The sequence below is a fragment of the Gemmatimonadaceae bacterium genome (genome assembly GCA_016720905.1).
Taxonomy (GTDB): Bacteria; Gemmatimonadota; Gemmatimonadetes; order Gemmatimonadales; family Gemmatimonadaceae; genus Gemmatimonas.
This window is the reverse complement of record JADKJT010000034.1, coordinates 84528-97469: the sequence shown is the minus strand read 5'-3', so window position 1 is coordinate 97469 and position 12942 is coordinate 84528. Positions and strand designations below refer to the sequence as shown.

Below are 12942 nucleotides of genomic sequence, written 5' to 3'. Positions count from 1 at the left end.
CGCATGAGCCGTATCGAAGCAACCGAGTGGATCTGGAAGGACGGCGGGTTCATTCGCTGGGACGACGCCCAGGTCCATGTATTGAGCCATTCGATGCAGTTCGGGTCGGCGGCGTTCGAGGGCATCCGGTGTTATCACACGCCAAAGGGACCGGCGGTGTTCCGCTTGCGCGAGCATCTCACGCGGTTGGTCAATTCGGTGAAGATCTACCGGATAGAGCTGGCCTATTCGATTGACGACATGATCGATGCCACGCGCGAGCTGGTGGTGCGCAACAACGTCGAATCGTGCTACATCCGTCCGATGGTGGTGCGCGGGTACGGTGCCTCGGGCATGGTGCCGTTCGAAAGTCCCATCGAGGTGTATATCCCGTGCTGGCCGTGGGGCGCGTATCTGGGTGATGAAGCGCTGGCGAATGGGGTGGATGCGTGCGTGTCCAGTTGGCATCGCATGGCGCCCAACACGGTGCCGGCGCTGGCCAAGATTGCCGGCAACTATCTGAGCGGACAGTTGATCAAGATGGAAGCGCTGGCCAACGGGTACGCGGAAGGCATTGCGCTCTCCACGCATGGCACCGTCAGCGAAGGCTCCGGTCAGAATGTGTTCCTGGTGGTGGACGGCGGGTTGATCACCACGCCGCTTGACGGTTCGTTGCTGGGCGGCATCACGCGGGCCACCATCATGGCCCTCGCCAAGCGAGAGGGCCTTGCGGTGCAGGAACAGGCCATCCCGCGCGAAATGCTGTACATGGCCGACGAAGTGTTTTTCACTGGCACCGCGGCCGAACTGACACCGGTGCGCAGTGTCGATCGGATCAACATCGGCGCCGGCAAGCCGGGTCCCGTCACGAAGCGTATCCAGAAGGCGTTTCTCGATATTGCCCACGGGCGTGCCGATGACACGTTCGGCTGGTTGACGCATGTACGCTAACCGCGCGTCATGGCGCTGACCTCAACCGTGTACACGTTCGACATCACCCTGTCGAACGTGGATCGGGGGTGTTACGAGTCGCTGGCGCTGCGGGTGGCCATGCATCCGTCGGAATCGCCGGAGTATTTCACGGCGCGCGTGTTCGCGTACTGTCTGGAATACGCCGAAGGGATCGTGTTTTCCAAGGGCGTGTCCGACGCCGACGATCCCACGATATCCGTGCGCGACCTGACGGGGGCAATGAAAGTCTGGATCGAAATCGGTGCACCCGATGCGGCACGCCTGCACAAGGCCGCCAAGGCGTCACCGCAGGTGGCCGTGTACACGCACCGCGATCCGGCGCAGGTGCAGCGGCAGTGGACGGGTGAGCGCATTCATCGGTCGGCGGACATTCCGCTGTTTGCGATTGACCGGGATCTCATAGCGGCATTTTGTGAGCGCCTCGAACGTCGCATGAAGTTTTCGTTGTCGGTCACCGACGGCATGATCTACCTCGACGTGAACGGAGCGACGCTGTCGGGTGCGGTCACCCAGTGGTCGTTGCAGCCGGCGTGAACCACGCCATTACTCCATTCAAGCGGAGCATCAGATGACGAAGTGGCTGGGAGGACTGCTGTGTCTGAGCGCGATCGTGTTGTCGGCCTGCGCGGACGAAGACGGCGAGTCGCGCGAGGGACCGCCGAAGATCGAGTTCCTGACACCATACGGTCCACCGAAGAACCCCTTTTCACCGGCGGTGCGCGTGGGCGACATGCTCTACCTGGCCGGCCAGATCGGTACGGACAGCACGGGGGCGCTGGTGGCGGGTGGCATTGAAGCGGAAACTCGGCAAACGCTCAAGAACATCGCCGATGTGCTGTCAAAAACCGGCTCGTCCATGGAGCGCGTGGTGAAGTGCACCGCGTTTCTGGCGGACATGAAGGAGTGGCCGGCCATGAACGGCATCTATGCGACGTTCTTCCCGGTCAACAAGCCGGCACGCAGCGCGTTCGGGGCCACGGCGCTGGCGCTCAATGCGCGCGTGGAGATCGAGTGCCTCGCCGTGGTTGGCAAGTAATCCGAGACGGAGTCCTCTGGTATGGCCGTCAGTGCGAATTATCGCGCGTTCATTCTGGACCAGCTGGGTCGGGTGCTGCCGGCGGTTCGCGCCCGTGGCATGTTTGGCGGCGTGGGCGTGTATAGCGCCGACCTGTTCTTCGCCTTGATGGACAACGACACGTTGTACTTCAAGGTCGATGACGAAACACGATCAGACTTCGAGGCCATCGGCATGGGCCCGTTCCGGCCGTTTGGCGAAGGTGGTGAAGTCATGCAGTACTACGAAGTGTCGGCCGACCTGATCGAGGATCCGGAGCGACTGGCGGAGTGGGCGGAGAAGGCGGTGGACGTTGCCCGGCGCGCGCGAATGCGACGACCCAGAAAGGGCGGGAAACGTGCGTAGCGTTCTCTCGGTGGTGCTGGTGATGGCGTTCTTGCCCGGCTGCGCGACCATTCACCGCCCACCCACCACGCTGCCGCAACTACAGCAGGATGCGGCGGAGGCTGCTCGCGCCGAACAGGTCACGCGCGACAGCGTGTTGGCGCGTTTGGTGCGTCGGGCGGCGATGCGCGGTGACAAGACGTTGGACGTGCTGATGCTCTCGGGCGGCGGACAGAACGGCGCGTTTGGCGCGGGATTCCTACGCGGTTGGCGCTCACGCGCAGAGGCGAGTCTGCCGACGTTCGATCTGGTGACGGGCATCAGTACCGGCGCGCTGCAGGCGCCCTATGCGCTGCTGGGCACTGCGGCCGCCATCGATACGTTGAGCGAGCTGTATCGACAGGCGCAGGACCGAGTCGCCCCGACCTTCGACTGGTGGTTCTGGCTCAAACGAACAGGCGGCCTGGTCAACACGGCGCGGTACGATCGTGCGCTGGATCAGAGTATCAACGGAGAGTTCCGCGATGCACTGCGGGGCGCGTTTGCGGTGGATCGCCAGATTGTGTTCGGCACCACCGACTACGACCTGGGAACGGGTCGCACCTGGGCACTGAACGATGCGCTGGACAGCACGGCCAACGGTCTGGCGCGCAGTCGCCAGCTGCTGAAAGCGGCCACGGCCATTCCAGGCGTCTTTCCACCGGTGATGGTGGACGGGCATGTGCATGGCGACGGCGGTGTGATCACCAACGTGTTACCGTTGCTGACCTACGGTGACTACGAGCGACTGGCCACCATGCTGGCCGAGCGGGGGCTGCGTGGCGTGACCATTCGCGTGTATGTCCTGATGAACCTGTGGGCACATGCCGAGCCCAAAATCATCACGCCGTCCAATCGCAAGCAGATCGCCACGCGATCGAACTACATGCTGTTCTACGCGCACCAGCCGCAGACCCTGGAATTGCTGGACGTGCTGGCGCGTGCGGTGAGCACGGGAATTCCGGGGCTGCGCGTGGAGTTTCGCGTGGCGACGCTGCCATCGGAGGAAGCGCTGGCGCCGGGGGCCGAAAAGCTGTTCGACCGCGACTTCATGCATCGATTGGATGCGTTGGGGTTTGCCAAGGCGCGCGGTGCGGCGCCGTGGGATGTGGTGCCGTCGGCGTATGCGCGGCCGGGCGCGCCGGCGCGCTAGAGTATTCGGCGGGCCGCATGGCGCGACGTTATTCTCCACCCATGCCCGCACTCCCTCGCCCCACCCACCAGCTCCGCATCCGTCACGCGACGCCGGACGATGCCGCCGCCGTCGCCGAGATCTCTCAGCGGATCTTCACCCGGACCTTCGGCCCCGACAACGACCCCGCGCAACTCGCGGCTTACGTCAAGTCGGCATTCAGCGAGTCGCTACAACTGGCGGAAATCAATGATCCCGCCTGCACGTACCTTTTGGTTGAGGTAGACGGCGCGCTGGGCGCCTTCGCGCTGTTGCGGCACGGCGCCACCCATCCCAGCGTGCACGGCGACATGCCAGTGGAGATCCAGCGGTTCTATGTCGACCACGATTTCCACGGCAGCGGTGTCGCGGCGCATCTGATGGAGGCGTGTCTCACGACAGCGCAATCGCGCGGCGGGCGCACCCTCTGGCTGGGTGTGTGGGAAGAAAATCCGAAAGCCATCCGCTTCTATGAGAAGCACGACTTCGTGGAGGTTGGAAAGACACAGTTTCATATGGGCACCGACGTGCAGCACGATCGCGTGATGGCGCGAGCGATTGGATCGGCGCGGGTGCCCGACAAGGTGAATCTGGCCGACGCGTTCACGCGCATTGACGAACACTGGCAGCCGCGGATTGCCGGCTCGCTCAACGGACAGGATGTGAAACTGGTGAAGTTCCAGGGGGAGTTCGTCTGGCATCACCATGAACACGAGGATGAAATGTTTCTCGTGCATCGCGGTCGCTTCACCATGGAGTTTCGCGACCGCAGTGTGACCCTCGAGGCCGGCGACTTTTTGATCGTGCCACGCGGCGTCGAGCATCGGCCGGTGGCCGAACATGAGGTGGAAGTGCTGCTGTTCGAGCCGACGGGAACGCTCAATACCGGCAACGTGCACAACGAACGCACCGTTGCTCAGCCCAGAGCGTTGTAGTGGCGTGAGCGAAATGGACACCAGGCGTTTCACGTATCTCGCCGCGCAGAGCCGCACCGTGGTGGTTGCCGTGAGCGGCATTCTGCTCATTGAGACAGGCGTGCTGCATCTCTGGATCACGTCGCGGTCACCGCTGGCGGCGTGGATTCTTACGGCGATGAGTGTTGCGACGCTCGTGTGGCTGTGGCGCGAGAATGCGCGCTATGGCGCGGGCGCCCTGGAAGTGCGAGATGGCCACATGGAACTGATGCTGGGCACCCGGTGGCGTGGGGTGGTTCCACTGGCACAGGTGCAGTCGGCAGTCCGTCCCTCGTGGCAGGAGGTGCCGCAGAGTGGGACGGTCCAGGCGGCGGACTACGTGAACATCACCAAGCCGTCCGATCCGAATGTGCTGATTGTGCTGACGTCCGACGTGTCGCTGCGTGCCTTTGGCATGGTCACCAAACGCGTCCGGCGCATCGGAGTCCACCTCGATGCGCCGGACGATTTCCTGCAGGCCATTCAGTCGGGCTAAACAGCCGTCAGCTTTTCTTCCGTGTTGGTGGCGATTCCGTGTTCTTGAGTGGCTCCATGGTGGTGGGCATGTGCTCCGCACCACGGTGACACACCACGCACGTGGTCCTGATATAGGGCTGGTCGAGCTCCTTCACCTTTGACAGATCCTTGTTGATGGACTGCGTCATGCGTTCCATCTGCCGGGCGATCTGCTTCTTCTTGGGCTCTTCGCTGGCGTAGTCCACCTTGAGCACACCGGCCACGTTGGTGTTGGCGTGGCATCCGGTGCAGCTGGCGCCCACGCTGCGCCCGTACTGCTCGTTCATCATCGCCAGGAATTCCTTGACCGGCATGGCCTTGTTCAACTGCACGTTCTTGAAAACCTTGCCGGCCGGTTCGTTCTCGCGTCCTTCAACCGACTTGAGCACCTCGGCCACCAGGGCCCGGCGCACGGAGTCCTGACGCTCCCAATTGGGTGGCTGCGGTGCGCGGCGCGGACCCGCCGGCGCGCCGCCCCGTCCTTCACCCGGAGGACCCCCTCGGCCCGGCTCCGGCCTGGCGGCCACTGGCGACGCCGCCGCTGCGGCCGGTTCAGTTTTGGCATGCGCACACCCCAGGGCGGCGCTGGTGACAACAACGGCGACTGCAACGGACCACGACCGCATGGGATCTCCAGTAGAGTGAACAGCCTTCACCAGCCTATCGCGCGCTCCTACCTGTACGCAACACGGACGGCCAGCGCTGTCACCGCTTTTTGGCGAGGATGGTCCCCCGACAGGTGATGGCCCCGCAATGGCAGGGGTAGCGGCGCTTGGCGGCGGGGGTGTGGCGTTCGTTCAGGACGTAGGCGTAGTCGTATACCAGTTCCTCACCCGGCTCGATGTCGTGCAGCGTTTCAATCCAGATCCGGCCCTCATCGATGACGGCGTCACAGTTGGGCGCACACGAATGGTTGAGAAAACGCGCCTCGTTGCCGTTGACCGCCGCGTCAACCACCACCGCATCGTCGATGGCAAAGAGGTAGGTGTGATGGCGCTCGCCGGGCACGTCCGGATAGCGCGCCTCCGATTCCGCCGGCGTAATGCGTTCACCGGCGTACTCAATGAGACGCGTACCAGCAGGAATGTGATGTATGGCGAAGCCGCCCAGGCCCTGAACGGGCGAGCGACGGATTTCGAAGGGCAGTGAGTCGACAACTGGCGTCATAAACAGGAAAATAGACCATCAGATCGGCTCGGCGGGGTCCGTTCGGGACATTCGGGGCCCCCGACCCGCTAGATTTAACTGATTAAAGGAGGGTTTCATGACCCGTACGTTGCCCATCGCCCGCGACGCGTTCATCACCGCGATGAACCGGGATACTGCAGGCTCCGATCGGCCCCGCTACACCGCCGTGCTGGACGCGCTCATCGAGTGGAGTCTGGCACGACCCGAGCAGCTCCAATTCCGCACCGACGAGTCCGCATCTGGCGTCGTGAGCTTTCAGCGCGTTGGCTCGAACGCCGTGTTCTGGGCGGCCCGCCCGATGCGTGGTGGCGGCCCCAAGATCGAATTTCTGCCGCGCGCGTCGGCCCTGCTGACTGACGAAAAGCGTGCGGCCGCTCGCGATGCCCTCAACGGCTGCACCCGCGAACTGCTGGACGACAATGATCGCCTGGCGATCACGTTTGGCGCACTCAAGAATCCAACCGCGCGAGATACCGTGTTCTCGCTGATGGACGACCTCCTCCAGACCACGTGACCGAACCACTCGAATCGCCCGATCGCGGATTCTCATCGCTCGGGCTGGACGTTCGAGTGGCCGATGCGCTGTCGGCGCTCGGATACGAAGAACCAACGCCAGTGCAGCGCGCGGCCATTCCGCCGCTCATGGCCGGCCGCGACGTGCTGGCACAGGCGGCGACCGGCACTGGCAAGACCGCCGCGTTCGCGCTGCCGCTGCTGCACCGCGTGACGCCGGATGCCCGCCCGAATGAGCGCACGACGGCCCTGATTCTCGTGCCGACGCGCGAGCTGGCCATGCAGGTAGCCGAGGCGGTACATCGTTACGGCAAGCCGTTGGGGGTGCAGGTGCTGGCCATCTATGGCGGCGCGTCCATGGAAACGCAGATTCGCGCCCTCAAGCGCGGCGTCGATGTGGTGATTGCCACGCCGGGGCGCGCGATGGATCACCTGCGGCGCAAGACGCTGCAGCTTGGTGCGTTGCTGACCGTGGTGCTGGACGAAGCCGACGAAATGCTGGATATGGGCTTCGCCGAGGATATCGAAGTGATTCTCGCGGCCACGCCCAAGACCCGGCAGACAGCGCTGTTTTCCGCCACCCTGCCACCGCGCATCGCCTCCATTGCGCAACGGCAATTGCGTGATCCGGTCACCGTCAAGATCGACCGCGAATCGGTGCCGGATGGTGAGGCGGCTCGCGTGCGTCAGGTGGCCTACATGGTGCCGCGCGCGCACAAGATGAGTGCGTTGGCGCGCGTGCTTGACCTCGAACATCCGACGTCGGCCATCGTCTTCTGTCGCACCCGCACGGAAGTCGACGAATTGACGGAAACGTTGATCGGTCGCGGGTTGCGCGCGGAAGCGTTGCACGGCGGACTGTCGCAGGATCAGCGCGACCGGGTGATGAACAAGTTCCGCATGCGCAAGACCGACCTGTTGATCGCCACCGATGTGGCGGCCCGCGGTCTCGATGTGAAGCACGTGTCGCATGTGGTGAATTTCGATGTGCCGGTGGATGCGGAATCGTACGTGCATCGCATCGGGCGCACCGGGCGCGCTGGACGCGAAGGCGTGGCCATCACGTTTGCCGAGCCGCGCGAGCACCGGTTGCTGCGCAACATCGAGCGTCTGACGTCACAGCGGATCGAGATTGCCACGGTCCCCACGGTGGCCGATTTGCGCTCCCGCCGACTGGAGTTGGCGCGCGCGTCACTGCGCGAAGCGATTCTGGAAGGTGATTTCGAGCCATTCCACAGCATCGTGGAGTCGCTGGCCGAGGAGTTTGACGTGATGGATGTCGCGGCCGCGGCCATCAAGATGCTGGAGTCGCGCGACGAAGCGGATGAAGCGGATATTCCGACCGTGGTGCCGCGGCCGGCGCGTGATGACGACAAGCGACCGTTCTTTCGTGACAAAGGCCCCGAGCGCCCGGGTGGCAAGCCGGCGGCTCGCCCTGAACGCAAGCCAACCGGCAAGCCGGCCGCCAAGTCGGGCGCGAAATCCCACGCGACCCCGGAATGGGCCGTGGCGCGGTTATGGGTGGGTGCCGGTCGAAAGGCGAAGATGCGCCCGGGTGACCTGGTGGGTGCGATCGCCAACGAAGTCGGCATTGACGCCGGATCGATCGGCGCCATTCAGATCACCGATGCGTACTCGACGGTGGAAGTGCCCGAGGAGATTGCCGACGACATTGTGGCGGCGCTCAAGGCCACCAAGATCAAAGGGATGCGCGTCCCGGTTCGTCGCGATCGGACGAAATAGCTGCGGGCGGTGACGTGCGACGGGTCAACAAGGCCCGCACGTGCGCGCGTTGCAGTTGATACAGCCACCCACCAAACACCGCCGCGCCGATGGTGAACACCACCATCGGCGCGCTGGCCCGGTACGCCGGATGAAATCCGCGCACGGCCTCCAGCAGCAGCGAGAGGCCGCCGCCCCAGGTGACGACACGCCACACGATCTGTCGATAGTGCTCCAGATCGCGTCCGTGAAACTCGGCGATGATGTACCCAACCAGCGTGAACGCGGCGACATGCTCGAGCGCCACGAACACCGACGTGGTGGTGGTTTCGCCCTCCTGCAGCAGCGCCCACATGCCAATCCAGGACGATTCCGCAGCGTTCAGCGGCCACAGTGACGAGAGCGCCAGATAGCCCGCGAACAGGGGCATGAACAGTCGCAACGTGGGTCCTTCGAACCGGCGCGTGCCATGGCGCTCGAGGTAGCGACTGGCCGACAGGCTGCGCACCCAGGTGACGCCGATGCCAATGGCCGCCCCGGCCAACAGCACATCGCGCTGCCGGATAGCGCCGGGGAGCAACGCCACGACGTACCATCCCAGCACCGCGACCAGCAACCAACCGCGCGTGATACGCCGCGCGGGTTCGATGTAGGCGGCGTAGACGGTGCCGATGATCCCGCTGGCGAATGCCACAATGGGAAGGACCAGCCAGACGCGCGAGTCGCCAGCGCTGGCAAGTCCCGTCAACCACACCAACGGCACCAGGAGGTAGACCAGCCCAGCCAGCGGGAGTTGAAGCGCCAGCGTTCTGACGGTGCTCGGACCTTCGATGCGACGGACGACCACCTGATACAGCGCCGCTCCGATGAGGGCACCGCCCGAATTGGTGGCCACATCAACCAGGGACGTGAAGCGAGTGGCTTCGAACAGTTGGGCGATCTCGATGCCGCCGCTGAGCGCGGCGCCCACCAGCAGGACGCGAGTCCATGACAGCGCCACGCCCGCCGGTCGCGTCAATTGAAAGCAGAAACCGATCGGCACGAACATCACCACGTTCATGACGCTGTCGGACCAGTCCCAGAGCATCGTGAGACCGTGCACCGGCGCGGCCGCGAAGCGAAAGGGCGCCAGCGTGATGATCACTGTGACGACGGCGAGATACCCGAGGATCGCCCGCCCCAATCGGGCCGCCGTCAGGTCGGCGGCGCGTCGGAATCGGGGTTTCAGGGTAGCGGACGCGGCGGACATCCGTGGGAGTATCGGCAGCGACGCGGTGGGACGATAGTTTCCCTTGGTGTGCCTCTGATTCCCGACCCATACCTGCCCTGCCCATGCGACGCGTCCGTGCCGTTCTCTTCGCTTCGTCCGTACTGTCCATCGCTCCGACGGCACTCCTGTCGCAGGCGAAGGCCAAACCGATCGCCGCTGCCGCCGCGAGTTCGCCGTTTGATTCCGCCACCTTCGCCGCGCTCAGCTGGCGGAATGTGGGTCCATGGCGCGGTGGGCGATCGGTGGCAGTGGCCGGCATTCCGTCGCAGCCGCTCACGTACTTCGCGGGTTATACCGGCGGTGGGCTGTGGCGCACCGATGATGCGGGCATCAACTGGCGGAACATCTCGGACGGATTCTTCCGTTCAAGTTCCATCGGCGCAATCGCGGTGGCGCCGTCCGATGCCAATGTGATCTACGTGGGCACGGGTGAACATGCCGTTCGCGGACAGTCGTCGACGTACGGCGACGGCATGTATCGCAGCACCGATCAGGGTCGCACGTGGTCACGCATCGGGTTGACGACCTCGCGACAGATCTCGGCGGTGCGCGTCCATCCGCAGAATCCCGATCTGGTGTATGCCGCCGTCCAGGGGGATCGCTGGAAAGGCACCAGCGACCGCGGCATCTATCGCAGCGCCGACGGGGGCAAGTCATGGACGCTGGTGCTTAAGGGCGAGAACGCCACAAGCGGAGCCAGCGACCTGTCGATGGACCCCACCAATCCGCGCATCTTGTATGCAGCCTTCTGGGACCATCAGCGCACCCCATGGATGGTGCGCAGCGGCGGCGCCGGCAGCGGCATCTGGAAATCGCTGGATGGCGGTGACAGTTGGACGCGATTGACCGACGGACTGCCCAAGCTGGTGGGCAAGATCGGTGTGGCGGTGTCGCCAGCGAATCCCGATCGCGTGTACGCGATTGTTGAGGCGGAAAGCGGTGGCCTGTTTCGCTCGGACGATGCGGGGAAGTCGTGGCGCCTGATGTCGGGAGACCGGCTGATCCAGACGCGCTCGTGGTACTACATGAACGTGACGGCCGACCCGAAGAACGCCGATGTGGTGTGGGTGATGAATGCGCCGGTGATGCGCAGCATCGACGGCGGTCGCACATTCCAGAATGTCGCGGCGATGCATGGCGACAATCATCAGTTGTGGGTGAATCCCACCGACTCGCGCTACCTGATCAATGCCAACGATGGCGGCGCTTCCATTTCCATGGATGGCGGCAAGAGCTGGAGTACGCAGGACAACCAGCCGACGGCGCAGTTCTATCACGTGGCGGTGGATGATGCGTTTCCGTACAAGCTGTACGGTGGTCAGCAGGATAATTCGTCGGTGATCATCAAGTCGCGCACCGAGGGCGGCAGCATCGACGTGCGCGACTGGGATTCGGGTCCGGGTTGCGAGAGCGCCAACATGGGCGTGAGTGCGAAGAATCCGCGTCTGGTGTACGGCGGTTGCTATCAGGGCATCATCGAGGAACTCGACGCCACCACCGAACTGACGCGCGCCATCATGCCATGGCCGGAGATGAATCTTACGGAACCCACCGACAAGACGCGCTACCGGTACAACTGGACCGCGCCAATCGAGGTGTCGCAGTTTGACGACAAGGTGGTGTATCACGGCGGCAATGTGCTGTTCAAGACCAGTGACCGCGGCCAGCGTTGGACACCGATTTCCGGCGATCTCACACGCAACGACAAATCGCGACAGGGGTGGGGCGGTGGACCGATCACCAACGAAGGTGCGGGCGGCGAAGTGTACGCCACCATCGTGGTGATCGAGGAATCGCCACATGACGCGAAGACGCTGTACGTGGGCACCGACGACGGCCTGATTCAGCGCACGCGCGACGGCGGTGCCACGTGGACCAACATCACGCCGGCCGCGTGGGGCGATGGATTGGTCAACGAGATTGCGGTGTCTCCGCACGACGCCGGCACGCTGTTCGTGTCGTTCCGCAAGGATCGTGTAGGCGACCCCACGCCGCATGTGTTCATGTCGGCGGACTACGGCGCGACGTGGACACGACTGGTGAACGGGTTGCGCGATGGTGAGCCGGTGCGCGTGGTGCGCGAGGACCCGACGCGACGCGGCCTGCTGTATGCGGGCACCGAGACCGGCGTGTATGTGTCGTACGATCGCGGTGCGCAGTGGGTGCCGTTTGCGGGATTCCCGGTCACGCCCGTGACCGATCTCGCGGTGAAGCACGACGACCTTATTGCGGCCACGGAAGGGCGCGCGTTCTGGATTCTCGATGACCTGTCGGTGATCCGTCAGCGTGCCGATTCGCTGGCGACCGCCGCCGCCCATCTGTATGCGCCTCGCGCCGCGGTCCTGGCTGGCGGTGGTGCAGGCCCGACCCGCAATGCCGGCCGCAACCCGCCGTACGGGGCGACGATCTTCTTCCGCCTGGCATCAGCGCCCGATTCCATGTCCACGGTGACGCTGGAGTTTCTCGACGCGAAGAACACGGTGGTGCGCTCGTATGCCAGCAAAGGTGACTCGGTGAACAGGCTGACCGTGAAAGAGGGGCTCAACAGTTTCTCATGGAACCTGCGTCGCGCGGCGCCAACGCGGCTGGGCAGCGTGTTGCTGTTTGGTGCGCCCAACGACGGGGGCGCGCGGGTGCCGCCCGGCCGCTACCAGGTGCGACTGACCGCCGGGAAAGTCGTGCAAACGCAGCCCCTCGATGTGCGCCAGGATCCACGCATCACGGAACCCGCCAGTGTGATCGCCGAGCGCGACTCGATTGCGAATCTGCTGTCGAATCGCATCAACGAGATTCACGAAGCCGTACTGCGCGTGCGGGACCTGCGCACCCAGGTGCAGGGGTTCGTGACACGGGCGAAGGAAGTGGCCGGGGCCGATACGGTGGCGAAAGCGGGGCGCACCCTGACCGGCAAGTTGGAGAAACTCGATCCGCGCATGACGACCAAGGCATCCAACGGCCAGGACATCATCAACTTTGCCAACGGCATCAACGGGCAGTACGGATTCTTGCTGGGTCAGGTGGAGGGTAACAGTGGCGTGACCACGCCGGTGAAGGAACGGCTGGTGCAACTGGAAGCGCTGTGGAGCGCGCTGCGCGCGGAAGTGGAGTTGGTGGAAACACAGGATGTGGCGGCGTTCAACGCACTGCTGCAGGCGAACAAGGTACCGGGCGTGATCAGCGCCGCGAAGAAGCGGACGATCCTGCAATGAATACCTTGCCG

General features: G+C 64.2%; 13 protein-coding genes. 10 read left to right on the top strand and 3 right to left on the bottom strand.

Annotation, left to right across the window (positions count from 1 at the left end):
- The first annotated feature begins 3 nt into the window (after positions 1 to 3).
- Genes IPP90_21705 through IPP90_21675 form a run of 7 tightly spaced genes read left to right on the top strand, consistent with a single transcriptional unit; the run spans position 4 to position 5009 of the window.
- Complete coding sequence (locus IPP90_21705; protein MBL0173249.1) at positions 4 to 930, top strand: branched-chain amino acid transaminase; 927 nt, start codon at positions 4 to 6, stop codon at positions 928 to 930.
- Between the two features lie 9 nt (positions 931 to 939).
- On the top strand, positions 940 to 1485 hold the full coding sequence (locus tag IPP90_21700; protein MBL0173248.1) for a YaeQ family protein: 546 nt from the start codon (positions 940 to 942) through the stop codon (positions 1483 to 1485).
- Between the two features lie 34 nt (positions 1486 to 1519).
- On the top strand, positions 1520 to 1987 hold the full coding sequence (locus IPP90_21695; protein ID MBL0173247.1) for a RidA family protein: 468 nt from the start codon (positions 1520 to 1522) through the stop codon (positions 1985 to 1987).
- Between the two features lie 21 nt (positions 1988 to 2008).
- Positions 2009 to 2371, top strand: a complete 363-nt coding sequence (locus IPP90_21690) for a TfoX/Sxy family protein (GenBank protein MBL0173246.1) — start codon at positions 2009 to 2011, stop codon at positions 2369 to 2371.
- Positions 2364 to 3542 carry a patatin-like phospholipase family protein gene (locus tag IPP90_21685; GenBank protein ID MBL0173245.1) on the top strand — a complete coding sequence of 393 codons (1179 nt, stop codon included), beginning with the start codon at positions 2364 to 2366 and terminating at the stop codon, positions 3540 to 3542. The genes IPP90_21690 and IPP90_21685 overlap by 8 nt, the downstream gene beginning before the upstream one ends.
- A 41-nt stretch (positions 3543 to 3583) precedes the next feature.
- The gene (locus IPP90_21680) at positions 3584 to 4495 is read left to right on the top strand and encodes a GNAT family N-acetyltransferase (GenBank protein MBL0173244.1); all 912 of its coding nucleotides are present in this window, start codon (positions 3584 to 3586) and stop codon (positions 4493 to 4495) included.
- A gap of 13 nt (positions 4496 to 4508) precedes the next feature.
- The gene (locus IPP90_21675; protein MBL0173243.1) at positions 4509 to 5009 is read left to right on the top strand and encodes a hypothetical protein; all 501 of its coding nucleotides are present in this window, start codon (positions 4509 to 4511) and stop codon (positions 5007 to 5009) included.
- Between the two features lie 7 nt (positions 5010 to 5016).
- Here the strand turns inward: IPP90_21675 and IPP90_21670 are convergent, their stop codons facing one another.
- Together IPP90_21670 and IPP90_21665 are read right to left on the bottom strand one after the other, a co-directional pair.
- Entirely contained in the window at positions 5017 to 5655 is a 639-nt protein-coding gene (locus tag IPP90_21670; protein ID MBL0173242.1) for a c-type cytochrome, read from the bottom strand.
- Between the two features lie 79 nt (positions 5656 to 5734).
- Complete coding sequence (locus tag IPP90_21665) at positions 5735 to 6163, bottom strand: SET domain-containing protein-lysine N-methyltransferase (GenBank protein MBL0173241.1); 429 nt, start codon at positions 6161 to 6163, stop codon at positions 5735 to 5737.
- A gap of 130 nt (positions 6164 to 6293) precedes the next feature.
- On the opposite strand from IPP90_21665, the gene IPP90_21660 reads away from it, so the two are divergent.
- Both IPP90_21660 and IPP90_21655 read left to right on the top strand, forming a co-directional pair.
- The gene (locus tag IPP90_21660) at positions 6294 to 6731 is read left to right on the top strand and encodes a hypothetical protein (GenBank protein ID MBL0173240.1); all 438 of its coding nucleotides are present in this window, start codon (positions 6294 to 6296) and stop codon (positions 6729 to 6731) included.
- On the top strand, positions 6728 to 8473 hold the full coding sequence (locus tag IPP90_21655; GenBank protein ID MBL0173239.1) for a DEAD/DEAH box helicase: 1746 nt from the start codon (positions 6728 to 6730) through the stop codon (positions 8471 to 8473). The genes IPP90_21660 and IPP90_21655 overlap by 4 nt, the downstream gene beginning before the upstream one ends.
- Here the strand turns inward: IPP90_21655 and IPP90_21650 are convergent.
- Positions 8430 to 9701: a VanZ family protein gene (locus IPP90_21650; GenBank protein ID MBL0173238.1), complete on the bottom strand. Its 1272-nt coding sequence runs from the start codon at positions 9699 to 9701 to the stop codon at positions 8430 to 8432. The genes IPP90_21655 and IPP90_21650 overlap by 44 nt on opposite strands.
- Before the next feature lie 83 nt (positions 9702 to 9784).
- Here IPP90_21650 and IPP90_21645 point away from each other — a divergent pair, with 83 nt between their 5' ends.
- A complete protein-coding gene (locus IPP90_21645) occupies positions 9785 to 12931 on the top strand; it encodes a glycosyl hydrolase (GenBank protein ID MBL0173237.1) in 3147 nt (1048 codons plus the stop codon).
- Positions 12932 to 12942: the final 11 nt, after the last annotated feature.